Annotated in this window: 27 protein-coding genes; 14 read left to right on the top strand and 13 right to left on the bottom strand. The window is 40.1% G+C overall.

Annotated elements, in window-relative coordinates:
- Positions 1–67: 67 nt before the first annotated feature.
- Both ASG46_RS18885 and ASG46_RS18880 read right to left on the bottom strand, forming a co-directional pair.
- A complete protein-coding gene (locus tag ASG46_RS18885) occupies positions 68–640 on the bottom strand; it encodes a hypothetical protein (protein ID WP_035391420.1) in 573 nt (190 codons plus the stop codon).
- Positions 641–694: 54 nt separating this feature from the next.
- Positions 695–1,177, bottom strand: a complete 483-nt coding sequence (locus tag ASG46_RS18880; protein WP_056705641.1) for a hypothetical protein — start codon at positions 1,175–1,177, stop codon at positions 695–697.
- A 351-nt stretch (positions 1,178–1,528) separates the two neighbouring features.
- Here ASG46_RS18880 and ASG46_RS18875 point away from each other — a divergent pair, with 351 nt between their 5' ends.
- The 3 genes from ASG46_RS18875 to ASG46_RS18865 all read left to right on the top strand — a co-directional run bounded on the left by ASG46_RS18875 (position 1,529) and on the right by ASG46_RS18865 (position 5,006).
- Positions 1,529–2,665, top strand: a complete 1,137-nt coding sequence (locus ASG46_RS18875) for a Rap family tetratricopeptide repeat protein (protein WP_235562256.1) — start codon at positions 1,529–1,531, stop codon at positions 2,663–2,665.
- Positions 2,666–3,069: 404 nt separating this feature from the next.
- Positions 3,070–4,044 carry a tRNA dihydrouridine synthase gene (locus ASG46_RS18870; RefSeq protein ID WP_056705636.1) on the top strand — a complete coding sequence of 325 codons (975 nt, stop codon included), beginning with the start codon at positions 3,070–3,072 and terminating at the stop codon, positions 4,042–4,044.
- Between the two features lie 107 nt (positions 4,045–4,151).
- Positions 4,152–5,006 (top strand): SMI1/KNR4 family protein, encoded by an 855-nt coding sequence (locus ASG46_RS18865; protein WP_056705633.1) that lies wholly within the window; start codon positions 4,152–4,154, stop codon positions 5,004–5,006.
- Positions 5,007–5,060: 54 nt separating this feature from the next.
- Here the strand turns inward: ASG46_RS18865 and ASG46_RS18860 are convergent, their stop codons facing one another.
- Positions 5,061–5,432, bottom strand: a complete 372-nt coding sequence (locus tag ASG46_RS18860) for a hypothetical protein (RefSeq protein ID WP_007496834.1) — start codon at positions 5,430–5,432, stop codon at positions 5,061–5,063.
- Positions 5,433–5,613: 181 nt separating this feature from the next.
- On the opposite strand from ASG46_RS18860, the gene ASG46_RS18855 reads away from it, so the two are divergent.
- The gene (locus tag ASG46_RS18855; protein ID WP_045034439.1) at positions 5,614–6,051 is read left to right on the top strand and encodes an Rrf2 family transcriptional regulator; all 438 of its coding nucleotides are present in this window, start codon (positions 5,614–5,616) and stop codon (positions 6,049–6,051) included.
- A 64-nt stretch (positions 6,052–6,115) separates the two neighbouring features.
- Entirely contained in the window at positions 6,116–7,030 is a 915-nt protein-coding gene (locus ASG46_RS18850; protein WP_056705629.1) for an NAD(P)/FAD-dependent oxidoreductase, read from the top strand.
- A 10-nt stretch (positions 7,031–7,040) separates the two neighbouring features.
- Here the strand turns inward: ASG46_RS18850 and ASG46_RS18845 are convergent, their stop codons facing one another.
- The gene (locus ASG46_RS18845; protein ID WP_045034441.1) at positions 7,041–7,241 is read right to left on the bottom strand and encodes a hypothetical protein; all 201 of its coding nucleotides are present in this window, start codon (positions 7,239–7,241) and stop codon (positions 7,041–7,043) included.
- Positions 7,242–7,354: 113 nt separating this feature from the next.
- Here ASG46_RS18845 and ASG46_RS18840 point away from each other — a divergent pair, with 113 nt between their 5' ends.
- On the top strand, positions 7,355–8,002 hold the full coding sequence (locus ASG46_RS18840; RefSeq protein WP_056705799.1) for a DUF3885 domain-containing protein: 648 nt from the start codon (positions 7,355–7,357) through the stop codon (positions 8,000–8,002).
- A gap of 34 nt (positions 8,003–8,036) precedes the next feature.
- On the opposite strand, the gene ASG46_RS18835 is transcribed toward ASG46_RS18840, so the two are convergent.
- Complete coding sequence (locus tag ASG46_RS18835; RefSeq protein WP_056705626.1) at positions 8,037–9,365, bottom strand: 6-phospho-beta-glucosidase; 1,329 nt, start codon at positions 9,363–9,365, stop codon at positions 8,037–8,039.
- 204 nt (positions 9,366–9,569) lie between these two features.
- Between ASG46_RS18835 and ASG46_RS18830 the strand changes: the two genes are divergently transcribed.
- Positions 9,570–10,301, top strand: a complete 732-nt coding sequence (locus tag ASG46_RS18830; RefSeq protein WP_017366780.1) for a MurR/RpiR family transcriptional regulator — start codon at positions 9,570–9,572, stop codon at positions 10,299–10,301.
- A 13-nt stretch (positions 10,302–10,314) separates the two neighbouring features.
- On the opposite strand, the gene ASG46_RS18825 is transcribed toward ASG46_RS18830, so the two are convergent.
- Positions 10,315–11,517, bottom strand: coding sequence for an MFS transporter (locus ASG46_RS18825; protein ID WP_025206889.1), 1,203 nt, complete (start codon positions 11,515–11,517; stop codon positions 10,315–10,317).
- 146 nt (positions 11,518–11,663) lie between these two features.
- Between ASG46_RS18825 and ASG46_RS18820 the strand changes: the two genes are divergently transcribed.
- On the top strand, positions 11,664–12,143 hold the full coding sequence (locus tag ASG46_RS18820) for an aminoacyl-tRNA deacylase (protein ID WP_056705623.1): 480 nt from the start codon (positions 11,664–11,666) through the stop codon (positions 12,141–12,143).
- Positions 12,144–12,175: 32 nt separating this feature from the next.
- On the opposite strand, the gene ASG46_RS18815 is transcribed toward ASG46_RS18820, so the two are convergent.
- Positions 12,176–13,084 carry a LysR family transcriptional regulator gene (locus ASG46_RS18815; protein WP_045034445.1) on the bottom strand — a complete coding sequence of 303 codons (909 nt, stop codon included), beginning with the start codon at positions 13,082–13,084 and terminating at the stop codon, positions 12,176–12,178.
- A gap of 103 nt (positions 13,085–13,187) precedes the next feature.
- Between ASG46_RS18815 and ASG46_RS18810 the strand changes: the two genes are divergently transcribed.
- Positions 13,188–14,387, top strand: coding sequence for an MFS transporter (locus ASG46_RS18810; RefSeq protein WP_045034446.1), 1,200 nt, complete (start codon positions 13,188–13,190; stop codon positions 14,385–14,387).
- A gap of 63 nt (positions 14,388–14,450) precedes the next feature.
- Here the strand turns inward: ASG46_RS18810 and ASG46_RS18805 are convergent, their stop codons facing one another.
- From ASG46_RS18805 to ASG46_RS18795, 4 genes are all read right to left on the bottom strand, one after another.
- A complete protein-coding gene (locus tag ASG46_RS18805; RefSeq protein ID WP_017360425.1) occupies positions 14,451–15,530 on the bottom strand; it encodes a DUF3900 domain-containing protein in 1,080 nt (359 codons plus the stop codon).
- Positions 15,531–15,730: 200 nt separating this feature from the next.
- Entirely contained in the window at positions 15,731–15,880 is a 150-nt protein-coding gene (locus ASG46_RS20825) for a DUF1540 domain-containing protein (protein WP_008344201.1), read from the bottom strand.
- Positions 15,881–16,086: 206 nt separating this feature from the next.
- The gene (locus ASG46_RS18800; RefSeq protein ID WP_123766726.1) at positions 16,087–16,536 is read right to left on the bottom strand and encodes a hypothetical protein; all 450 of its coding nucleotides are present in this window, start codon (positions 16,534–16,536) and stop codon (positions 16,087–16,089) included.
- A 68-nt stretch (positions 16,537–16,604) separates the two neighbouring features.
- Positions 16,605–17,084, bottom strand: a complete 480-nt coding sequence (locus tag ASG46_RS18795; RefSeq protein ID WP_052320981.1) for a hypothetical protein — start codon at positions 17,082–17,084, stop codon at positions 16,605–16,607.
- 272 nt (positions 17,085–17,356) lie between these two features.
- Between ASG46_RS18795 and rfbF the strand changes: the two genes are divergently transcribed.
- The 5 genes from rfbF to ASG46_RS18770 are packed head-to-tail and all read left to right on the top strand — an operon-like array spanning position 17,357 to position 22,138.
- On the top strand, positions 17,357–18,121 hold the full coding sequence (gene rfbF, locus ASG46_RS18790; RefSeq protein WP_045034448.1) for a glucose-1-phosphate cytidylyltransferase: 765 nt from the start codon (positions 17,357–17,359) through the stop codon (positions 18,119–18,121).
- Positions 18,122–18,125: 4 nt separating this feature from the next.
- On the top strand, positions 18,126–19,097 hold the full coding sequence (locus tag ASG46_RS18785; protein ID WP_025092661.1) for a GDP-mannose 4,6-dehydratase: 972 nt from the start codon (positions 18,126–18,128) through the stop codon (positions 19,095–19,097).
- Between the two features lie 12 nt (positions 19,098–19,109).
- Positions 19,110–20,021, top strand: a complete 912-nt coding sequence (locus ASG46_RS18780) for a putative nucleotide-diphospho-sugar transferase (protein ID WP_056705620.1) — start codon at positions 19,110–19,112, stop codon at positions 20,019–20,021.
- On the top strand, positions 20,018–21,208 hold the full coding sequence (locus ASG46_RS18775) for a glycosyltransferase family 2 protein (protein WP_056705616.1): 1,191 nt from the start codon (positions 20,018–20,020) through the stop codon (positions 21,206–21,208). The genes ASG46_RS18780 and ASG46_RS18775 overlap by 4 nt, the downstream gene beginning before the upstream one ends.
- On the top strand, positions 21,209–22,138 hold the full coding sequence (locus ASG46_RS18770; protein WP_056705613.1) for a putative nucleotide-diphospho-sugar transferase: 930 nt from the start codon (positions 21,209–21,211) through the stop codon (positions 22,136–22,138).
- A 34-nt stretch (positions 22,139–22,172) separates the two neighbouring features.
- Here ASG46_RS18770 and ASG46_RS18765 read toward each other — a convergent pair whose 3' ends face one another.
- Positions 22,173–23,411, bottom strand: coding sequence for an MFS transporter (locus ASG46_RS18765; RefSeq protein WP_041506635.1), 1,239 nt, complete (start codon positions 23,409–23,411; stop codon positions 22,173–22,175).
- 144 nt (positions 23,412–23,555) lie between these two features.
- Complete coding sequence (gene pbp4 / locus ASG46_RS18760; protein WP_045034451.1) at positions 23,556–25,595, bottom strand: penicillin-binding protein PBP4(5); 2,040 nt, start codon at positions 25,593–25,595, stop codon at positions 23,556–23,558.
- Between the last annotated feature and the right edge of the window lie 194 nt (positions 25,596–25,789).

Below are 25,789 nucleotides of genomic sequence, written 5' to 3'. Positions count from 1 at the left end.
GAGTAATCTATATTCGTCCCTTATGTTAATTAGATAAATTCTATATATCAATAAACCCCCTTCTCCATTATAGGATAGGGGGTTCTTCTTCTATATTCTGATTTTTTTGATCTAGTGCGGAGGATATGATATCAAGTCCGATGTATAAAAAGCTAACAAAGAAAGATAAAATTAATACACCATTCCCCCATATAGAAACTTCAATTATCTTTAAATTGAGTACATATTTAATCGTGAAGTAAATAAGAGCCCACGAAGCAAAAAATTCTAAAATATAAGTTATCCATTTTGGGACCTTCAACAAAAAAATAATTCCTTTCCCTATAAATAAAACTATAAATGACCAAAAAATTACGATGATGCTAACTAACAAAGAAAAGGTCACCAAAGAGAAAAATGAATCATAAATTATGTATTCGCCGAAAAGAAAATTTACTCCCAATGATACTAGGTAAAGCATGAAAGTCGGAATAGCAATAACGAAACCAAGGGAAAAACATATTAGTAAAATAAGAAGAACGGCAGCAATAGCACCTGGGGGTTCATCTACAACATTTTTTTTCCTTAAAAAAGTATAAAATATGATAGAAACTAAAAGGAGTATTAAAAAAGTCAATGAAATCACATAAGAGAAAGACAATATATACCCTCCATAAAAAGCGCTATTAGAAAACTAATAGCACTTATTGTTTATTTAAATAAGAGTAATGATGAATTTTGCCAAAGTTTTAGCAACATCTTTAGGTGCACCCATTTTAACAAAAGCTTTTACAAACTGTTTTTCTGTCCACTTTTCCCCTTTATCCATTACCTTTGCGATCTTAGCAGATTTCTTTCTGATCCAAGCAGCAACCTTTGGATTAAAGGGTTTCAATGCTTTTGATAGTAACCATCCACCAGAACGTAAAGCACCTCGGAATGCTTTATATGACCATGAAACAGCCCCTTGAGTAGAAACTTCCCCGTTTGCGGCTGTTTGAGTTGTTAAAGCATTTGACTGAATAGGGCCAGTGCTGTTATTTGTTGCGGCTTGTTGTAAAGATGTTTTATATACCTTTGTATGTACTGGTGCTATTGATTTAGTTGGCTCCGCTGCAAACGCAGTAGTCGCACCAAGACCGGAAGTTAATAAAGTTGCGCTTAATAGTACAGGAACAAACTTCTTTCTAAAAGTCATAGTAATTTCGCCTCCGAAAATTTAATGAAGAGGCTGTTTATAGTGCTAAAAAAATCTTGTTGTTCGAGCCTCAATTATAAAATACATCTTGAGAAAAAACAGTGGCATATGTCTTAAATTCTTATAGGACTTTGATATAAGATAATCACTCCTTTTTTGATTTACGTAAAAATTGTAACAACAACCAAATTAAGGGTAAATGGTATTTCAATACTGTATTTTTTCAATATTATACATTTGTGTATCTATATAATTGTATTTTATTTTATGGAGAAATTGCGGTTTCTTTTCGGTGTGGAATTATTTTGAAAATGATAATATATGTAATTATAGGGAATAGCAAGAAAGGGGATGGTAGGAGTGGAGAAAATTCTTTCTTCTCAAGTTGGTATATTAATAAATGATTGGTATAGATTTATAAGGACATTCAGCGTGCCGGATGCAGAGATTTTAAAAGAACAGGTTGAAAGAGAAATAGAGCACATGGAAGAGGATCAAGATTTACTGCTATATTATCAATTAATGGAGTTTAGGCATCGACTCATGCTTGAAAGTCTTGTGCCTATTGAAATGAATCAACAACGCCCCACTTTACCCGATTTACTCAGAGAAATAGAGAACAAACAGCCCCACGTCAAAGGAACGCTTGACTACTATTCAAACTTCTTTAGAGGTATGCACGAATTCCACCAAAAAAATTATGTTGCTGCTATAAATTTTTACAAGGCTGCTGAAGAACATTTAAAGAATGTTCCCGATGATATAGAAAGAGCCGAATTTCATTACAAACTAGCTGATGCATATTATCGCATTGATCAACATTTCGTATCGTTAAACCATTTGGAAAAAGCAAAAGAAATGTATTCAACAAGCGAGTTTTACAAAGCGAAAGTAGTCGGTTGTAATATCAAATTTGGAGCGAATATGTACGACTTATACCGCTTAGATGAGGCAGAATCTTATTATAGGGAAGCCTTGAGCTTGGCTCAAGAGCTTAATGAGGAAACAGCCCAACGGATTATTGGTGTAATACATCATAATTTAGGTTTAGTGAAAAAAAGAGCCGGAGAAATTGAAACCGCAGAAAATGAATTTCTAAATTCAATTCAAATAAAAGAACATGCCGAAACGATCTCGGGAATTAGAACACTTTATATGTTGTCCTGGGTATTCTACGAACAAGATAAAAAAGATAGAGGAAACCAATATTTCACCATTGGCTTAAATAGAGCTAACTTTGCAGACGACCAAGAATATATAGCTAAATTAAAAATCATTTATGCGCTTTTTGAAGAATATAATGAATCGGAGGTAAATGAAAGCCTCAGTTATTTAGAAAGCAAAAGTTTGTGGCAAGATGTAGCGGAGTTATCAGAAAAACTCGCAGATTATCATTATCAAAAAGGGAATTTTGAATTGAATAGAGAATATCTAAAAAAGACCATTAAAGCACAACAACAAATACTAAAAATGGCGGAGGCGTTATGATGAAAAAGTTATTTATCAGTTTAACAATTTTTTCTGTGTTATTCGCTGCCGGTTGGTCACTTGATAAAATCATTACTTCTAACACTTATCATGTAACAGAAAAGGCAATTACAATTTAAAAAGCCCCTGCATAGGGCTTTTTTATTTGAATATCTTTTCATTAGTTTGCCGGATGCTGTTCCTGCTGCCCGTCGCGTGACACGTTTCCCAGAAGTAGCTTTTGAACGGCGTTTACGTCTCCTCAAATTTTTGATATTTTATAAAGTGCTGATAGTATTTTGTTCATTTTATACTCCTTTTGCGTTGAATCCTTACAAAAGTATATAATGATAAAAATTGCTGAAAGAATTTACAGAAGGACATGCCCCATAAGGCGCTATGTCATGAGAGGAATTGGATGAAAGATGAGTAAAAATTTCTGGCGTGATTTACCACGGCCATTTTTTATATTAGCACCAATGGAAGAAGTGACAGATGTTGTGTTTCGTCATGTTGTGAGTGAGGCGGCGAGACCGGATGTGTTTTTTACAGAGTTTACGAACAGTGAGAGCTACTGTCACCCTGATGGCATTCAAAGTGTGAAAGGCCGTTTAACATTTACAGAGGATGAGCAACCGATTGTTGCTCATATTTGGGGAGACAAGCCTGAGAACTTCAGACAAATGAGTATTGGAATGGCGGAGTTAGGATTTCAGGGGCTCGATATTAATATGGGTTGTCCTGTCCCTAATGTTACGCAAAACGGAAAGGGCAGTGGATTGATTCTTCGTCCAGACGTTGCTGCAGAGCTGATTCAAGCGGCAAAAGCAGGGGGATTACCTGTTAGTGTGAAAACAAGACTAGGGTTTACAGAGGTCGATGAATGGCGTAGTTGGCTCAGACATATTTTGGAGCAAGACATTGTGAATTTATCGATTCATCTTCGTACAAGAAAGGAAATGAGCCAAGTAGATGCGCATTGGGAGCTCATTCCTGAAATTAAAAAACTACGTGATGAAATAGCACCTGATACGCTTTTGACAATCAATGGTGATATTCCTGATCGTCAAACGGGCTTAAAGCTCGCTGAGCAATATGGAATAGATGGAGTGATGATTGGGCGTGGGATTTTCCATAACCCATTTGCTTTTGAAAAAGAGCCGAAAGAGCATACGAGTGACGAACTGTTAGGTCTTTTAAGGTTGCATCTTGATCTTCATGATCAATATTCCTCATTAGGCTTGCGTCCATTCAAGGCACTGCATCGTTTCTTTAAGATTTATGTAAAAGGATTCAGAGGAGCGAGCTTCCTAAGAAACCAATTAATGAACACATCATCAACAGATGAAGTGCGTGCAATGCTAGATGAATTTGAAGCGAGAAATCAGGAACAATCATAATCAACAAGAGGAGTGGGAACCCTTCTCTTTTTTTATGAATAGGACTATTAAACTAGTTCTCTCAAATGGTAAAATGAGATAGAAATAACAATTGGAGGTATTTTTATTTGAAACCATTCTGGGATACAGACAGAGAAAGTGAAGAGACATTTAAGAAAATCAATGAAAAAGGTATTGCAAAAGCAGAAAAGAAACTAGGCATCACCTTGCCTGATACATATAAGAAGCTTATCCTCGAACAAAATGGCGGTTATACCTTGCATAATGCTTTTCCAACAGATCAGCCGAATGGATGGGCAGAGGATCATGTGTCATTTGATCATTTAAGAGGAATTGCCAAAGGCGAAGGCATCATGGATAGTAATTATTTAATAGAAGAATGGGAATTGCCTGAGGGACTTGTGCTCATTTGTGGTGATGGTCATACATGGATTGCATTGGATTACAGAGAAACAAAGGAGCATCCGCCGATTCATTACTTTGATCTAGAATATGAGACGGATTTCAAATTAGCGGATTCGTTTGATGAACTGATTGCAGGGCATTATATCGCAGAAGATAGCGAAGAAGATGGGATGTCAGATGAAGAATGGCTGGCTGAATATGAAAAACAGAATAAACCATTATCAAAAGAAGAAGTGAAAGATATCTTTTTAACCAAAGACCCTGAGCAACTTTCAAAAATCGCGAATTTCCAAGTGGAACAAATTGATGATATCAAGTGGATTTTTTCTGAAGTAGAAACATATATGGATACCCTTCAGGACGAAGAAATGTTAACGACTGTTGGCTGGGCAATCAATACGATCTTTATAATGAATGACGAAATGATTAAGCAGCATGTTGATGTTGTCGAGCATGCACGTCGTTTTGCGAAGCGTTTGAATCAATCAGAATTAGATGAAATGCCCCAAATTGCCTTTAATATATCAATCGCATTGGAATTTGATTTAGAGGAATAAGATCTATCAATTTTAAAATAGACCCCCTTATCAAAAAGGGGGTCACCACTTCCTTTACTCTGCACTCTCCTCAACATCACGGCTATCTTCTGTTTCACCAATATAAATAGGGCCGTTTGCATGGTCGATTCGGATTGGCCATTCGTATGGGACTTGCAGGCGTCGTGCGATGGCTCTCCAAAATTTTGCAGAATCAAATTCTAGTTCTTGAAAGTCTTTAAGCAATTCTTTATAAGAAGATCCATCAAATTGAATGTACGAGTCTTGCAGACGCATAAAGGCGTAATGTCTCACTTCTAATGCTGCCGCAGCTTCCATTTCTTCTTCTGTTGCTTCGCCAATGATTGTTCCTGCGGGTGGAAGCATGTCGTATACGTTAAATTCCTCTTCTTCTTCGTGTGCTGCATTGTGCTGTTGATCTGACATTTTTTTCACTCCTTCTAGTCTTCATCAAGCTTTTATTCGTGCTTACTTCTATTATCGGAAGGAAATGCGAAATGTGGAATGAAAAAAGAAGCAGATCCACAATACTTGCTTTTTCTTCTTGAATCTTTTATGATCAATTACAGACATAAAAGGTCTACAATAGATAGAAAGGAATGTTTCTATGAAATATTCTAAAGCGACCAACTATGCGCTGCATACGATGGTCTTTTTAACCCTTGCACCAAAGGGGAAAGCAATAGGCGTTGAGCCTCTCGCCAAGATGCAAGATCTTTCGCCTACCTATTTATCTAAAATTTTAACAAAGCTTGTGAAGGCAGGATTGATTGAATCAACATCTGGCGCAAAAGGTGGTTACACCATTCTGAAAAAGAAAGAGGACATTTCGTTTCTAGACGTCATTCAGGCGGTAGAAGGACAAACCAATTTATTTCGTTGTTCTTTAGAACATGATTCTTTCATGCCTCATGATGACTGTTTGATTGAACAAGTCATGCAGGATGTTGAAACGAAAATGCAGGAGACGTTAAGTCAAAAGCGGTTAGTTGATATTGCAAGCCAAATAGAGCAGACAGAAAAAAATCCATTTTTCAACATGTGATTTTTTTGAACAAATTATAGATATTAAGAGTCTTTAAAGTCTTGAATGAAAAGGAGCAGTTTATATGATATTAGATTGTGCCATTATCGGAGGCGGGCCAGCCGGATTAAATGCAGCTCTTGTTGTGGGGCGGGGCAGAAAACAGGTCATGATATTCGATGACGAGATGCCAAGAAATCGAGTGACTCAGGAATCACATGGATTTATTACAAACGATGGAATGACACCGTTTGAGATCAGACAAGCGGGAGAAGCGGATCTTCAAAACTACCCCAATATCCAAATCAAACGAAGCAGAATTGTGGAGATACAAAATCATGAGGACAACTTCGCGTTAATGACACAAGAAGGAGAAAGATTCGAAGCGAAAAAAATCATTTTGGCCACAGGACTTCAGGACATATTGCCAAAGATCAACGGGATTCATGATGTGTATGGAAAGACGTTGTTTAGCTGTCCTTTCTGCGATGGCTGGGAGCTGAAGGACAAGCCACTTGCCCTGATTGCAGAGAACCAGCGCGCTTTGCATATGGCGAAACTTCTTTCCAATTGGACAAAGGATTTGATTGTGTTTACAAATGGACAGCAAGTGTTAGCTGAAGAGGAGAAAGCACTGTTATCAACACATTCTATTCAAGTGATTGATGTGCCAATTGTAGCGATCCATCATGACAATGGACAGCTGCACTCTATTCACCTTGCGAATGGGGAAACAGTGAAACGAGAAGGTGGATTTGTCGCAAGTGATTTTAAGCAGTCAACCCCTTTTGCTGAAAAACTAGGCTGTCAAATGACGAAAAATGGGGGCATTGAAACAGATATTCTTGGGCGTACAACCGTCAGCGGTATTTTTGCATGTGGTGATAATTTAGGCGGGCCTGCTCAGCTTGTTCTTGCAGCAGCAGCTGGAAGTCAGGCAGGAATGGGCGTGATTCATGAACTTGTGCAGGAAGAGTTTCAACAAAAAACATCTCTGTAAAAAGAGATGTTCAGCGATGAGCGATTTTCCGTTTTGCTAAGACGTGAGCAGTCCATTCAAAAAGTGCGTAGATGACAAAGAAGATCAGGATCCAGCTGCTGACATCGACCCATACATTGTTGATTTGAATGATGTTCGCCTGATCAAGTCCAGTCTGTATCCACATCGTGATCAATGCGGTGAGGAATACCTGTAAAAACCATTTTTTCAATTGGTCACACCTCCATCTCTTTCTATCATATAAGAAATGACAGTTTATTTCCAATTGAATTTCCATCAGTTTCAACGGTAAAATGAGAAATAAAACCAATGGAAGGACATGAGATGAGCGATCAAACCAATCGTTTTTTTAAAAGTCATTTTCCTGAACTTGTCCTCGCGCCGCCTCTTTTTTATAAGTGGCCTTTTGGTCTTCGCTTTGAAGTGGCAGATTGGTCATTAGGAGAAGAATCGGTTGTATTAGAAAAAGCAGGCGATCGGGCTTTAAAAATTGTCAGATATGCTTTTGATCCAGAAGACGATATTCTACTTGTCACGGATGTTTACACGCAGCATGAACATGAATTAACGAAGCAAAAGCTCCTAGTTTATCAGAAATATGCCGACCGACAAGTGCGTCACCGATTGCGTCACGAGCGTTTGACCTATATACAACCAAAACAAGAAGAAACAATGAAAATAGAGAGATTTACACTCATGTGTCAGCTGCAAGATATTCGATTGCGCCCGCTATTACAAGCCATATGCCAAGAGGATTTCTACAAACCGAATCAAATCATGAAAGGAAAGCTTGGTTATGACATTTATCTCATCAATCTCTCAAAACAGATGATTTTCCACTTATATGATGATCGAGGTTGTGATCTTATTGCGGCAGATCCAGAACATCTGCGTCCAGTTTATGAAGGTTTACAGCACTGGCTCTTAGACTATGACCGTGCTCAGATGGATCAGTTGTTTGCCTGGAAATAAGAAAAACCGCACTTTTGACAAGTGCGGCTTCTTTTTATGCTTCTACTTTATTGAAAAACTGTGGTAAGTAGTCTTTGTGTGCTTCTAGCATTTCATCTAGGATGCTTTTTGCAATGGCATCTGATGGGACGAGCGGATTGATGGACATGGCGACAAGTGCTGTGTTGTAGTCGCCTGTCACGGCTGCTTCAGCGGCTACACGTTCAAAGGATTTAATTTGAGAAATAAGTCCTTTGACAGCGACCGGCATTTCACCAACAGCGATTGGTTTTGGGCCGTCTTTTGTGATGACACAGTTCAGTTCAACGGCAGAATCATTTGGAATGTCACTGATGGCGCCATTGTTGATCGTGTTTACAGGCTGAATGTCATGCTTGTCGTTATAAATGGATGCGATCAAGTTACATGCTGCATCACTGTAGTAAGCACCGCCTCGTTTTTCAAGCTGTGGCGGCTTAATATCAAGATCAGGATCTTTGTAAAGCTCGAACAGGTCATTTTCTAGTGCACGGACGACTTCTGCACGAGTTCCTTCATTCTCTGCTGCTTTCTTTTCTTCAGCCAGCATATCACTTGTTTTGTAGTAGTAGCGGTGGTACGGACAAGGGATTACGCCAAGCCCTTTTAAGAAATCTGCATCCCACGGAATGGCTTGAATGTTGTTCATGGACATGGTGGAGTTTGGATCTGCCATGTCTTCGATCACTTGATCCATGATGCTTTTGCCGTCTAAGAACACGTTCAGTCCAAAGACCATATGGTTTAATCCAGCAAAGCTGACTTCGACTCTGCTTGCGTCGACATCAAGTCCTTTGGCGATGCCCATGCGAATGCCGATTGGTACGTTACATAGTCCAACGACTTTGCGATGGTTTGAATAGCGAAGTACGGCTTCTGTGACCATACCAGCTGGATTTGTGAAATTCACAAGCCAAGCATCCGGGCATAATTCTTCAATATCTTTCACAATCTCAAGAATGACAGGGATGGTGCGCAGCCCCTTGAATAGACCGCCTGGACCGTTTGTTTCTTGACCAATGACATCATATTTTAAAGGAATGCGTTCATCCTTCATACGTGCTTCCAGTAATCCGACGCGGAATTGTGTTGTGACGAAATCAGCGTCTACCAGTGCTTTCCGGCGATCTAAAGTTAAATGAACCTCGATTGGAAGTCCCGCTTTTTTCACCATGCGTTTTGCAAGATTTCCGACGATCTCAAGCTTTTCTTTACCTGCTTCGATATCGACGAGCCAAAGTTCGCTAATTGGAAATTCCTCGTACCGTTTAATGAATCCTTCGACAAGTTCTGGTGTATAGCTTGATCCTCCGCCGATTGTGACAACCTTTAATCCTTTTGCCATGTTCTGCACCTCCGAATAATGTAACGCACAATGTTATAATAGAGTGAATCAATCTTTTATCATTTGTTTGTACATCTATAGCTTATCGTGAGAGTACCTTATGCGTAAACGGTTTCAGCGTCTTTAGGCAAGGGTGCCCTATTTAGAGATTTGTTACATAAAAGAAACGTGTTGTGTCATGTTGTTGGAGAAAGGGGAAGTCAGATGTTTTCAAGTGAGGTCATTTCCAGCTTTAATGAACTAGAAAGCGCTTTATACCGATACATTATGGAAAACAGTGAAAAAGTCGTCTATATGAGAATTCGTGATTTGGCAGATGCCGCACATATATCGACCTCATCTGTCCTTCGCTTTTGTCGAAAAGTGAATTGTGAAGGCTTTTCCGAATTTAAGGTGAAGCTCAAAATGTATTTAGAAGCAGAACAAACACCTTCTTTGAAAAGCACGCAGCATTTCCTGTATGAATTTATCGAACGGACACTTAAAGGAGATTTTGAGGAGAAGATTAAAGAGGCAGCGAAGCTCATTGCGGATGCAAAGAATGTGCTGTTTATTGGGACGGGCAGTTCTGGTATTTTGGCGCAGTATGGGGCAAGGTACTTTTCAAGTCTGGAGAAATTTTCGTTTTACATCAACGATCCGTTTTTCCCGATGAATATGCAGTATTTAGACAATAGTGTCACCATTGTGCTGTCGGTATCAGGAGAGAACAGTATTACGATTGATCATATTTCGAAACTTAAAAGAGAAGGCAGCACGATCATTAGTATTACAAACAATCAGCACTGTACAATTTCTCGTATTTCTGACTTAAATATTGCTTATTACGTTACAGACGAACGAGTCCATAGAGCCAACATTACTACACAGACACCCGTTGTGTATATCCTAGAAGCAATGGCGCGTGACATGTTTGCGATGTTAAAAGAAAAGTAAAAGAGCCGCTGCCTTAAACAGCCGCTCTTTTTTTCTGCATCATGAAAGTGGTGATGGCAATGCTTGAGCAGATGAGTACAAACAGTCCGCCTAACAAATACACAAATCTCGCTCCGAATGTATCCGCAATTAATCCAACAAAGAAAATAGATAAACTGACAGACATAGAAGAGAGAACGTATTGAGCCGAATACACCTTTGATAACTCATGGACTGGCGTTTCCGTTTGGAGGATGGTTTGCTGCGAAACATCCCGAATTTGATAGGCAGGCCCCATTAAAATACAAAGCAGCAATGCAAGCCATGGCAGGCTGTTTAGTGAAAATAGGATCGTCAGCACTGCATAAATAAAAGAGCCCGCTGCCATAAAGAGGAGAAGTTGTTTTTGAATAAACTGACTTAGCCATGCAGCCATGAGTCCGCCTATAATGGCACCTATATAATATGCGGCATTGATATATCCCCACCATTCCGCACCTTCATTTAAAACAAGTGTGACAAAGGCAAGCGTAACCGGTCCGACCCACAAAGCACCTGCAATATTTTCACTAACATCCATGAAAGTCAGGATGCGAACCGTTTTGTTTGTCCAAATGATCTTCCAGCCATCCTTGAACCCGTTCATCTTATTTTCTTTTTGAACCGTGTCTTCTTGCTTGAGTAGAGGAAAAACAGGGATGATCAATAGATAGGACAACACAATCATGAAACAAGAGGCCCACATTAAATAAAATGGACCAATCAACAGGACGAGCATTCCAGTAAACGAATAGCCGGCGATTTGAACAGATTGATAAAAAACGGAGGCTGTACTGTTCGCTTTCACAAGCTGATTTGCTGATACAAGCATCGGCATGATGGCCTGTAATAAAGGGCTGATGAACCCGCCTGTGATGGAAATCAATACGAACGCACTAAACAGCCAGATCAGGTGCTGCTGAAAGAAATCAAATTGGGTCGTGAATACGACGAGCATTCCAATACGTAAAAGAGGGACCCATTTCAATAGACGCTTGGCTTGAAAGAGTTCTGTCAAAACAGGAGAGAGGAGCCCAGCCAATAGCTGACATAGTGTTCTTATGAGCGGAAATACAGCCGCATACGCGACAGATTGTGTATCTTGATAAATAACCAATGTGACTGTCATCAAAAATAGAATATCACTTAGCATGAGAAGGCTTTTACTGCCTGTATAAAACCAAAACTTATTTCCCATATCCAACCGACTCCTTTTCAAAAACAAGTTCAGTATAGCATGTTGGCGAAGTGTGCAGAGGTTTTCCATTGAAAAATACATCTTAAGGATGAGAGGATTGTGATAAGCTAAATGAAAGAACATCGTAAGGAAAGGGGTTCAATTCATTGAAAAAATTACCAGCGCATGACTTTTTGGACAAGCATGGCATCTCGTATGACATCAAAACATTTTCTGCCGACACAGAGAAGGGCGCAGCGAATGTAGCTGCAGCACTTGGTTTTAGAGAAAGACAAATGATCAAGACATTGATCTTTGAAACAGGGGAAGGGGAGCAGCTGCTTGTAATGGTTGGTGCTGACCAGCACATCAAATCAGGGAAACTAAAGAAAGCCGCAGGCTCTCGCAATATCAAAATGGCTTCACCAGACACGGTGCTTGAAGTGACAGGCTATCGGATTGGCTCTATTCCGCCATTTTGTTGGCAGCCTGAAGGGTTCCGCACGATTATCGAAGCATCGCTATTAGAAGAAGAGAGATTAGGCGTTGGAGCGGGAGAATGGGGAAATGAAATACTCATCACACCAGAACAATTAGTGATAGCCTCAAAAGCGGTCCCATTTGATCTTGTTCAGCCATCCGAATAGAAAAAGTGCCTGTTGCTGAAGCAGGCACTTTTTTAATTGGAGTTAGGTGCTATAAAGGGTCCGATGTCTTTCATTTGCAGAAAAGTATTCACCGTCCTATTTTCCTCAAGGTCATTCGCCCGTTTGCAGACCACAACAGGTCTGATAATGTCAATTCCTTCGATATACACGCGCCCAATCTCTTCACGTTCTAAGCTTCGCTGAACAGCGTCACGAGGAACAAGGGTAATGCCATAGCCAGCTTTGATCATTTGAATGGCTTCGTGGACACCACTGAATTGTAAATCAACGGTCGGTTTTTTAATTCCTTTAGCGGTAAAAAGGGAAAAAAGTTTGTCTCTCGTCGAACTGCCTTCTTCTCGCATTAAAAAGGGTTCGTGGCTTAGGCGTTCTAGGGGGACAGTTTGTCCATTTAACGGGTGATCCACAGGCACGATAAAGTCATAACTTAAATCAGTTAAGTGAGAGGTGTGAAGATCTTCGTGGTGCAGATCCTCTATTACGGCGATCGCCACATCTGATTGATATTGAAGCAGGCTTTCGATCACTTGAGCGGAGTTTCCGCTTTTTAATTCAATGTCTGTCTGTGGCGATGCTGTTTTAAAAGAGGCAAGCCAATCAGGCAGTAAAAAGTTAAGTGGTACGTAGGTAGAAGCAATTCTGAGTCTTCCTTTTTTTCCGTTTTGCAGAAGGGTGATCTGATATTCTACTTCTTTTTCCGCCTCGAATACTTGCCGGGCATATGGATACAGGATCTTCCCCATCTCCGTCAGGGTAATCCCCCGGCCGTTTCGTTTGAAAAGACGAAAGCCGATCTCTCGTTCAATGCTTCGTAATTGTGCTGTCACAGCCGGCTGTGTCAAAGACAGCACGTCTGCCGTTTGTGTGACACTTTTTGTTTCGGCTACCTTTGCAAAAATACGGAGGGCATGTAAATTCATCTTTGCACCGCCTATCAATTATTTTGATGATTCAATCAAAAACATTCATTAGATTTATTATAAGGTATCCCTTATCGTAAAGGTAGCGAAGGGGGAAGAAAAAATGGATCGTCGTCAAAAGCAAGTGGTGTCAATTTCGCTCATCACAGCATTTGCCCTTATTGGGGATTCAATGCTCTATATTGTTATCCCGGTCTATTGGAAAGAGATTGGTTTATCATCCATTTGGGAGGTGGGGTTACTGCTGTCTATCAACCGATTCATTCGTATCCCGCTAGCACCTGTCGTATGGTGGCTTTATCGATATATCCCAATGAAGACCGGTGTACTGATCGCAATTTTGATCGCGTCAGTGACCACGATATTATATGGTATGAGTGGATTTTGGCTGCTATTGATTTGCCGTTGTGCATGGGGTCTCGCTTGGACGTTACTCCGTATGAGTGGGATGAGGGTCTTGGCTGAAATGGACGAAGGCTCACAAGGACATTTGACGGGTCTTTATAATGGGCTTTACCGGCTTGGCAGTTTATTTGGCATGTTATTTGGTGGAATCCTTGCCAGCTTGATCGGTTTTCAGTCCATGACGCTTGTCTTTGGCTTACTCACATTAATGGGCTGCATTTTTTATGTATCGTTGAATGAAATTGAAAAGAGAGAAGGCACGCAGGTGTATCATGGCATCAAACAGAAGTGGTTTACACGAGATGTGGTAAAAGTACTGATAACAGGCATGCTGATCGCACTGATCATCCAAGGTTTATTCGCATCCACGCTGAGTCATGTCATTGAAGCAAAGATTGACCAAGATGAATTGACTCTGTTTGGCTTTGTCATCGGAGCTTCGGCTTTAAGCGGTGTTATTCAAGCACTCAGGTGGGGATGGGAACCATTTCTCGCACCGAGAACGGGCAAATGGTTTGATCGTCTTGTGATGAAGGAACGAATGTTATGCTGGATGTTTCTTTCATTTGGAGGGCTCAGTTTTCTTGTGATCATGCTGAAGGTAAGCGGCTGGTTCCTATTGATGCTGCTTTTGATGCAACTGATGGCAACAATTGTCACAACGTTCACCGATACACTTGCCTTTCAAAAAGCTTCTGCTCAAACAGATAAGAACCGCTTTCTCGCCAGTTATTCTTTTGTTCAAGATATGGGGGCAGCTTTAGGACCTTTGTGTGGGTATACGTTGATCCAGTTTTTCGGAACAAACAGCGTCTTTTGGCTGATGCTTATCATAAGTTTAATGCTCGTCAGCATGTGGATAAGAAGCGGGCAGCATGTTTCTTCTAGTGCAGTGTAAGAAATAAAGCGTTATATAAAAAACTGCCTCATGCAGCTAATCGCAGGAGGCAGTCATATTCTCTTATTCTAAGTCTGAATCATAGGCTTTTTGCGTGAGTTGGCTGACGACCTCTTTCAAGCCATTGGGTTTATGGAATTCAACAGGTGTGCTTCCTTTTTCAAATACAATTTGATCTGCTTCAACGAGCACGACATATCGATTGTTGACCTTTGCAATATGAATCGAGTGACCGAAGTCGGCTAAAAGTCCTTTAATTTCTGTTTCGCCTAGACGCATCTTCATCGTGATATCAGGGGTTTGTTCAACAATGTGTGAAGCCGCTAGCGTGACCTGTTCTGTATCGAGTGTTTCCCGAATCTCCCGTTTTTCACTTGCTTCCCATATTTCAAGGTCCTCTTCAAATTGTTTTAATTCTTCACTTTCATCCTGAAATGTTTCAAATACATGTTCCTGCACCATATTCATGACCTGTGATTTCATGATTTCAGGCATCGATTCTCCGTATTCGACGAATTTCAGAAAGTCTTCAAAATAACGAGCGTGTGAGGATTGGTGAATTTTCACTTCGGCTTCCTCTGTCATGCCCTCTTCTGGCATAAACGGGTATTGAATCGATTTCATGTTTTTTGTTGTAATCGCCATTTCTACTTTTTTGATCAAGGTAGATGTATCAGCAATAGAAGCGACTTTCTGTTCAAAATCGCATTTCATGATAAAGACAAAAGAGTCATCGAAATACTTTTTAGGAACCGCAGATGCAACCAAAAACACGCCGCCTCTGACAGCACTTGTATCTAAATAGGTGCGAACAAATTGTTCACTGCATTCGTTAAATACTTCTTTTGTATCTGCAAATCTCGTCTGATGAAATAAATTGTAGTTTGGATTTGAATCGAGTTCATGCCCAGGTTCAACAATAAATCGGCCAATTTTAGTCGGTACTTGCTCAGACTTAGGGTGTCTGTCCACTTTTCGTTTGACGATTTTTTTAAGCTCACCGTCTAGAAAGTCCTTCAGTTCACTTTGTTCAAATTCTTCTTGGTCTAATGTTTGGTAATGTTTAAACCGTTTATTTGCTTGTTCCTCTTTGCCTTCTATTTCAACCACATAGAATGATAGAAAACGTATCGTAAAATCCACTGATTGGTCACCACTTTTTCTTCTTTGGATATGTTGAGTATAGAAAAAGGAGTGAAAATCGTCAACGAATGGAGAAATATCGTGTCATTATTTCCCGAGAAATGTTTCGTGAAAAACGCTTGATAATAATTATCATTCTTGATAGAATGATAAAAGAAAAGAAGGAACCTGCCAGTTCCTTCATCTCAGAAAATCATGTATTATTTTGTTTCAAATGTTTCGCAATCCGTTTCAGCATTGCGAGTCACGTCAGTCATTGTGCTTTTACCAATTTTAATTGTAGAGGCTGTACAGCTGTTGTCAGCCCAAAAACGGCAAGAGTTCACTTCACAAAGTACATTTTGTGCCATGGGAATTCACCTCCGTGATTCATATTCAGAATGAAGCAAGCTGCCACTTGAGTTCATTCAATCTAGTAGTCTCTTTATTGAAAGAGGCTGTTTGTGCTGTATATGCACATGTTTATCATACCATCTACCCTGAAAATATACAATTTAAACTTTGAGTAAGAATACAAAAAATCCATCTATTTTTAAGATGGATTTTTTGTATTCTATCACTTAGATGATTCATATAAAAGTTCAATATCATCAAAAAAATGAATTGGTCTTTTTTCATGATTTAGAATGTAAAAGCTGTAACCTTCTTTATTTGTCTTAATCTCTTGTTGTTCTTTAATTGATAACATACGAGATGTTTGCAAATTAAAGGTGATGTTATAATTTAATTGATTAAAACTAAAAGTCCTCTGTCCTGGAATCAAATCTGTTTCTTGCTCTTTAATAATAGCAGATATTTTTTCAGGTATGTTTATTAAAAAGTAATATTCGCTATTGTGCACATTTAGAACAAAATGCAATTTGCTTCGTAAAGTATAGTCAATTGAATATTCTACTCCTAATGGACTTGTTTTAATTTTGAATTTATTTATTTCAAAATTGGGAGGTGTAAAGTTTTCTTCTAAAGGAAGTGCAATTGCATCACTATCTTCTTTTTGAGTTTTCATATTATGACAACCTGATAGACTAACTATCAACATCAAAAGAAAAAAAGTGATCCATTTTTTTTCTAAATTCATTTTTTAACTTTCTTACTCCATGTTCCATAAGACCACTTCGCTGATACCGATTTAGAGCTTAAAATTTTTCCTGCATTCCATTTTCTTATGACGCCTGATTCTTTTACAAACTTAGTGCCAGCAGTCAGTTTATATGTGCTTTTAGGTGGTATGGACCAAGTCATTGTGATTTTTTCTGTTTTTGATAGTCCTAAGCCGATTTGGGTTTTTATTCCGACCTCGTGAACCATAAGCTTTAAAGTATAAGAAGCACTGAAGTCAGCATTCGTAGATTTTGTAGTACTTACCGAATAACTAACTCTATCAGTTTTATTACTTGGATTTGTGGCAGTATGTGTAAAAGAAGTCTTTTTGCTTTTAGTAGTGGTCACATGCACATACTCTGTACCAGTCATATCACTTGCAGCATAAGTCTTTGTTCCTAATCCTAATGTGAAAACTAGTATTACAATACTTGATAAAATAATTTTTTTCAAAAAAATCCCTCCTATAGTTAAATTAAACCACTCATGTTAAATTAAATCAATATAAAAATAGGTAAATAACCTTAAAATAACCTTAAAAATCAAATATTAAAATATTTGTGAAAAATAGTTAAATGCTAGGTGGCACCCTCTCTTATTCCGACATATGAATAGAGTAGATTCAAAACCTGATGTCGGACAAAGTATAAGGGTACATGTACTGATTTTCCGCATGAAGATAGGGTTTTCAATCAAAAATTTTCATAGAGAGATGAGGGGAGAAGATGAAAGCAGTCATTCTCTGCGGAGGAAAGGGAACGAGAATGAGTGAGGTCACACAAGCGCTTCCTAAACCACTTGCTATGATCGGAGATCGGCCTATTCTATGGCATATTATGAAAATCTATCAGTATTACGGTGTAGACGAGTTTATCTTATTGCTTGGATATAAAGGAGAGAAAATCAAAGAGTATTTTCTCAACTACGACTGGCGGCATCACAGCATGCAGCTGGATATGTCGACAGGAGAAATGAAGCTTTTAGGGAATTCGGAGAACTGGAAAATCACTTTTTTAGATACGGGTGAGAATACGATGACAGGCGGGCGGTTAAAGCAGGTACAGGATTATATTGGTGATGAGACATTTATGATGACGTACGGGGACGGACTTGCCAATATCAATATGTTTCATTTGCTCAAGCGCCATCAAGAGCTTGGAGCAGCTGCCACTGTCACAGGAATTGAAAAGAAATCACAGTACGGCACGCTGAAGGTGTATAACGGGATGGCACAATCCTTCTCTGAGAAGACAGACAGTATCGGGATGATCAATGGAGGATTTTTTGTGTTGTCTCCAAAGGTTTTTGATTATTTAACAGATGATGATCAATGTGTGTTCGAAGCAGAGCCTCTTCAAAACTTGGCGAATAATGGAGAGCTTGCAGTCTATGAGCACCACGGATTTTGGACAGCAATTGATACGTATAAAAACTTGAAAGAAATCAACGGCATGTGGGCAGATGGAAAACAACCATGGAAGGTTTGGTGACAGCATGAGCGGATTTTGGAATGGGAAAAACGTATTTGTGACCGGGTGTACGGGATTGTTAGGGAGTTACCTCGTCAAGGAATTGATTGATCAAGGAGCAAACGTAACAGGGCTTGTACGTGATCAGGTGCCAAGATCGAACTTATATCAAGGCAGTCAATTTGAAAAGATGAATGTCGTCCAAGGCGCACTTGAGGACATGCAAACGATAGAACGTGCGTTAGGAGAATATGAGATTGATACAGTCTTTCATTTGGCCGCCCAAGCGATTGTTGGGGTCGCAAATCGTCACCCGGTCTCTACATTTGAAGCCAATATTTTAGGAACATGGAATGTGCTGGAGGCGTGCAGAAGGCAGCCGCTTATCAAACGAGTGATCGTGGCATCAAGTGATAAAGCATACGGAGATCAAGAGCAGCTTCCTTATGATGAAGACATGCCGCTTAACGGTAAGCACCCATATGATGTGTCAAAAAGCTGTGCAGATTTAATTTCTCACACGTACTACAACACATATGGTCTTCCGGTTTGTATTACGCGCTGCGGTAATTTATATGGAGGCGGGGATTTGAATTTTAACCGAATCATTCCGCAAACCATCCAGCTGGTGTTAGAGGGAAAGGCGCCAGAAATTAGAAGTGACGGAACCTTTATCCGTGATTATTTCTATATTGAAGATGCGGTCAAGGCTTATTTACTGCTAGCTGAAAAAATGGAGGAAAAAGGGCTTGCAGGAGAAGCATTTAACTTTAGTAATGAAATTCAGCTGACTGTGCTTGAGCTCGTTGATAAAATCTTAAAGGCGATGGGCAGTGAACTAAAACCTCGTATTTTGAATCAAGGAACGCATGAGATTAAGCATCAATATTTATCAGCAGAAAAGGCGAGAAAGCTGCTTGATTGGAAGCCTGATTACTCCATTGATGAAGGGTTAGAAAAGACAATTGAATGGTATCGCGAATTCTTTCAAAAATAGAGGTGTATACAGATGAACAGCATATATTGTACGGTTCTATCAAGTGGAAGACTTTATCAAGCCATTGCGTTTTTCTTATCGTTGAAGCAAGTAGAAGATGATGCTGTCATCAAGACGTTATGTATGGATGATGCTGCATTTGATTTGCTTCATCAAATGAATTTCCCGCATGTCGATCTTGTTCATGTGCGTGAGCTTGAAACGCCTGAGCTTCTAGAGATCAAAAAGGAACGAAATGATTCGGAATATTGCTGGACATTAAAACCGATTTGGATTGAGTGGCTATTTAAGCAGGACCAGGCGGAGGAAGTGACGTATCTTGATGCGGATTTGTTCTTTTATGAGAGTCCACAAGTGATTTTTCAAAACCAGCCTGATGCGTCTGTGCTTCTATCAAGAGGGGATATTGTCATTCCAAGCTTTGATCCAGAAGAAGTGAAGATGCTTCAGAAACTTTTAGGGCGCTACAATTCAGGATTCCTCCATTTTAAAGGAGATGAAGCCGGCCGGAAGTGCCTGAGCTGGTGGAAAGAAGAATGTCTAAAGGAATGCAAAAATGCGCCTGGAGAAGGAAAATTTGGCGATCAAGGGTATTTGGATCATATGCCGATGCTGTTTGAAAGAGTAGAAGATATTCAAACAAAGGGTGTGAATATTGGTCACTGGAATTATGGCCAGCATTCTTATCAGGAAGAGAATGGACGTATTTTGCTTGAGGATGGAAGCCCACTCATTTGCTATCATTTTAGTGGTTTTCGGATCTTAAGCAAAGATGATATGCAGCAAATCCATGAAAAAGGAAGAGATGACTTGCCATTTTTCCAAGAAGCCTATCGGGAAGTGCTGCGTCATGTGATTGAATCGGTAGAACAAGTCAATCCGATGTTTAACGGCTATGCCAAACTGGAGGAGGATGGCGCATGAATGAAAAGCCGAAGGTCAGCGTCATTATTCCGAGTTATAATGCGAAAGAGCGTTTAGAAGGGAGCCTCTTTTCCTTAACGCTTCAGGAAACCGATATTCCATTTGAGGTCATTGTTGCTGATAATGGGTCAACGGACGGCACGATGGAAATGCTCGAAAACATTGAGGTGAACTTTCCATTCAAAAAGGTGCGTATTCCTGTCAATCAAGGAATTGCCAAGGGGCGCAATCATGCCATTCGTGAGGCAGAGGGAGATCTCTTAATATTTCATGACAGCGATATGTTGGCAGAGCCCCAATTTATTCAAAAGCACGCAGAGGCACATGCTGATCATGAGGACCGTGTCATTTGCGGTGTATGCTGGAAGCGAATCTACCGTTATTTTTACACCGGTTTTGATCAAGATCATGTGAAACGATTAAAAAAACAAGGGCTGTATCAGCGGAAAATGAAAGACAAAACGTCTCTTGTGTCGATGGAGGAAGTGAAAAGCGGCGCATTTCTAGAGAGAAGCTTCGACTTGCAGTCCGAATTTATTGATATCCTGAAAGACATTTTAAACACGTACGACTATGATTTAAGTTCTTATCAATTGCCGTGGCGATTTTTTATCACAAATAACTCTTCCGTCAAGCGAAAGCATGTTATGGAACTAGGGATGTTTGATGAAAAAATCGTTCGATACGGGTTTGAGGATTATGATTTAGGCATTCGTCTGCATCAGCTTGGCCTCTCATTTGAGCTGCGTGAGGATATTTTAAGTGTGCATCAGGAACATCCAAGTAATTTAACGTCATTCGATGACATCAAATATAACATTTTGTATATGTGCGAGAAGTACAACAATATTGATTCGATTGATGTTCATTTGGCTTTCTCTGGACCATTTTCTCATACCGTGACAAATGATATCGTGAAAGACATTCGCCAGCTGCGTAAGAATGAAGCATATGATGATCTGCTCGCTTATTTTTTGGAGCTGCTTCATATGATCACAGAGCGGAATGTGGGCATTAAACGTGATCAAAAGGACGTGCTGACGGCAAAGCATTTCCCTTTGAAAAAGCTGTCAGAGGCGGTCCAGCTTGCCAAGCAGGAACATGGATGCACGGTGCTGGCAGAGGCCATTCAAGGGCTCACAAAAGAGCTGCTGCATGTTGACTTGTTCCAAGTGGATGTGTTGTAGATGGCATCCTATCATTTCACAACCATTGTGTCGAATACCCATGTATTTAAGCTGCTGGCACTGATTCATTCACTTGAGCAGACGGCTCAATCATACAAACTTTCTGTCTTATGTGCTGATCCTTTGGCTTACAAGGTGTTAAGTCAGTTTCCTCATCCACATGTCCAATATGAACAGCTTGAAGATGTGGAAGATGATTCGCTGCGAAAAGCAAAGGCGGATCGTACGTTCCACGAGTATTGCTGGACGCTTAAGCCTGCGTTTCTACTCAAAATTCTTGAGTCCTCTGATGCAGATTATCTCGCTCATTTGGATACGGATTTATATTTTTATCATGATCCAGAGGCGATATTTGCAGAAAATCCACTCGCTCATGTATTTTTGACAGATCATATGAATTCCAAGCGATTCTATCACTTTTATGAATTATCCGGCCGTTTTAATACGGGGTTTGTAGGTTGCCGAAACACAGATGTGGCCAAACGGGCTGTGACGCAGTGGAAAGAGAACTGTATTGCGCACTGTACAGTAGAAATGGATACGGAAAAAAAGACATATGGTGATCAGCGGTATGTTGAAAGATGGGTCGATGATTTTGAGGGTGTCCATGTGGTGGCATCTAAAGGTGCCAATGCAGCGATTTGGAATATTGAAAACTATAAGCTTTCCGTTGTGGAAGGAGATATGTACCTCGATGAATGTCCACTGCTGTTCTATCATTTTTCTGCCTTTACGATCATTGATGAAAAGAACTTTAATCTGAATTGGTATTACTATATGACAGAACAAAAGCTGGTGGATCATTTGTATATTCCGTATGCGGATTTGATTCATCTGAAAATTAAACAGGTGCAAAAGGTCTTTCCAGACTTTCAGCAGGGGTTTATTGCAAAGAAGCATGTTCCGGACACGCATTTTTATGAGATATGAAAAAACCGCTCATTTATTGAGCGGTTTTTACCTTTTATGATTCATTCCATTTCGCTATGGTCTGATCGCTTGGCAGTAAGAAGGCTAGGATGCCTAATATCGGTAAAAAGGCGACACCGATCATGGTAGGCGTTAAACCGACTGCATCAATTAATGAGCCGAGGGCAACGGATCCAATCGCTCCCATACCAAACGCAAGCCCAACAGTTAAACCAGACATTGTGCCAATTTTCCCGGGAAATAGTTCTTGGGCATAGACCACGGTGACAGAGAAGCTTGAGGTCAGAATGATCCCAATGAGTCCAAGTAAAACATAAGCAAAAACTGGTCCGGCAAATGGGAGAAGCAGGGCAAGCGGAAAGGATGCTAATAAGGAAATTAAAATGACGGTTTTCTTGCCGAAGCGGTCTGCAAGCGGCCCGCCTAAAAATGTCCCAATCGCACCCAATATCAGAAATAAGAAAATATAAGTTTGTGATTCTTTAATCGTCAAACCATATTGCTCAATCGCATAAAACGCATAGAAATTCGAGATCGCATTTCCATACCAAGAACGTGCGAAAATAAGAAAGACGATAATGCCAAGTGCTGTGAGCGCTGATTTGCGGTGAAGTTCAGATCTTGCTGCTTTTGCAGGCGCTTTTTTCGCTTGTGCTCGAATGGTTTGAAGCTTTCTTGCGTACCATCTCGAAATATAGAGAAGGAAACCGACAGCAATCATTCCAACAATCGTAAACCAAGCCACACCTGGCTGACCGAGAGGAACGAGCATTAATGCAGCGATTAGCGGAGCAAAGGCTTGACCTGTATTTCCACCGACTTGATAGATAGATTGAGCAAGACCACGTCTAGGACCAGCTGCCATGTTGGCAACCCGTGAGCCCTCTGGATGGAAAATCGCAGAGCCGAGTCCAATAAAGACGACGCACAGTAGGATGGTCGCAAATGATGGCGCAAACGCAAGGCCGAAAATGCCGACAGCACTTGAAAATAATGCGATAGGCAGTGCATAGGGCATCGGCCGTTTATCTGTGTACCACCCGATCGCAGGCTGCATGACAGAGGAGACCATATTTAATGTAAAGGCGATTAGCCCTAATTGAGTAAAGGTCAGCCCCATTGAGCGTTCTAAAATAGGGAACATGGCAGGAATCACGGCTTGCAATGTGTCGTTGAGCATATGGCAAATACCAATAATCAATAAAATAGGATAAACCGTTGAACCGGTGACCGTTTTTTGAGGTTTATTCTTTGTTTGAGCAGCAATAGCCAATGAGACTTCCTCCTTTCATTCAACTTGTTTCTTTTTTCATTCTTCTCATTTTATTCATAAGGTGAACTATAAAACAATAGCAAATTGTCATGATTTAGAAAAAAAGAGACACATGCGCTTGATGGAGCGTGTGTCTCTTAAGGGTTATTTATAGAAAGAAGCGATGACAGGCTTCATTTTTTGAATGACAAGTCCACTGCCTCCACGGTTTTTCACACCTTCAATCATGCCGACGAGGACGTAATCTTCTTTTTTAGGATTAAACGCAAGTAAAAATCCATTTTCAGTACCGTCTGTCGCACCTTGTTTGCTCTTTAGTTCCGCTGTTCCCGTTTTAGCGGCTATATCAGCCCCTTTTATTTGCAACGAGTGAGCGGTTCCGTTTGAATTGGTGACGACTTGAGTTAGTGCGTCCTTCACCGTATTTGCTGTATCTTCTTTGATGATCTGTTTTGGTGATGCTGTTTTTTCATTCTGAATGACTCGAGGGTACACAAGCTTTCCTCCTGTTGCAAATGGAGAATAGGCATGTACTTGTTCAATTGGAGACATGAGTAATTCTCCTTGGCCATATGCAGAGTCAGCGAGTAAGATGTCTGATTGAATCCCGTCGTTAGACACTTGTGCCGGTTTCATTGTGAACGGCATGTTTAAATCATCGCCAAACCCAAATGTTTTCACTTTTTTCTCGTAAGTATCTTTGCCGATTTCAAGGGCTTCCTGTCCAAAATAAATATTATCTGAGTACACGAGGGCATCGACCATATTGACTTGTTCTTTGTCATGAACCCGTGTAATGCGATAATTTCCCCATGATTGATCCTTTTGCCATTTCAGTCCATGAATGGTGCGCACTTTATTAGGTTTTGTGACACCTGTTTCCAGTCCAATCGCTGCTGTAATGGTTTTGAATGTAGATCCTGGTGCATATCTGCTCGCATACCGAGCTTGGAATGGGAGATCAGGATTTTCACTGTATGCTTGGTATTGTTTAGGCGTGATCCCGTTGGTCATTAAATTGACATCGTAAGAAGGGGTGCTAACAAGCGCTAATAAATCACCTGATGATGGATTCATAATGGTGACAGCCCCTTTTTCACCTTTCAGCTGTTGATAGGCTTTTTTCTGTAAAGATGCATCAATGGTCAGTTTGACTGTTTTTCCGTCTTTTCGGTCTGTTTTTTGTAATGTTTCTTCAATACCTGTTTCATCATGGATAATGAGGATGCTTCCGCCATCTTGTCCTCTTAAGTTCTTGTCAAATGTGAATTCAAGGCCGGTTTTGCCGATGATTTGATCCGCCTTTAAAGCTGGATTTCTTTTGATATCATCCGCATTTGCTTTTCCCACATAGCCTGTCAGATGAGCAGCGGCTTCGTTATATGGATAGTAGCGCATTTCCTTCGTTTGATAGGTGACGCCATTTATGTCCTTTGGAATCGGCTTTTGCTCTAACATAGACTTTAGCGGGACAAATGTGTCATCTGTGACCCATGCTTGTTTCAACTGATTTTGAATCAGCTCTTCATCTATATCAAAAGCGCTGCTGATTTTTTTGATGTTGCTTTCTTTTTCCGTACCTGTCCCGAGCTTTCCAGGGATGATGCCAAGTGCGTGTCCACCAGTTGTTTCTGCTAACGTGCGCCCTTTTCGATCTACAATATTTCCGCGTACCGCAGGATCCGTTGTCACTTTGATGGTGTCACCCTTTTCCATTTGCGGGAAGATGAGATTTGGTTTCCAGTCTACTTTCCACTCGTTATCCTCTTCGGAGAGAACACCTTTGTAAGAGAGTTTGTTCAGTTTTCCAAGTGACGTTTTCATCGTGACTTCATAGGTGAATTGATACCCATTTCCTTTGTCCTGTTTTTCTACGTTGACGTTTGAGACGTTTAGATCATTCGCACCGATGCCGCTAAAGATATGATCGTATTTTACGGCAAGTTGTTTTTTAGAAAAGTCATTGGCTTTCAGAGAGCCGCTTGTGACCTCATCTGCCAATTTTGTGAATTCTTTTTTCTCCAGATGTTTCGTAAAGGATTCAGCGGCTTTCAGCGCCTCTTTTTCTTTGGAGAAAAGCGTATCTTTTAAGAAAAAGAGAGCAGCAGCAATCGCGATGATGCTAAGAAGGGGAATGATGACTTTTTTCTGTTTCCAAAATGATTTTCGTTGATCTGTATACAATGAAAACACCTCAATTTTTGATTAGATCCTCTATAGTTTACAGTTACTGTGTAGGATTTGTATAGTTTCTCCTATGAAAATAGACCAAGACATGAAGTGGAAATATGAATCAAGACACAGCTGCTGCTTAAGGATCTCTTCATTTTTTCTTATGATTTAAAGGATTTTTTATGTGATCATCGAATGTGAAAAAT

The sequence above is a fragment of the Bacillus sp. Leaf49 genome, assembly GCF_001426125.1.
In the GTDB taxonomy this organism is placed as follows: Bacteria; Bacillota; Bacilli; order Bacillales; family Bacillaceae; genus Bacillus; species Bacillus altitudinis.
Note: the sequence above shows the minus strand (reverse complement) of the source record. Positions and strands in the feature narration are given on the sequence as shown.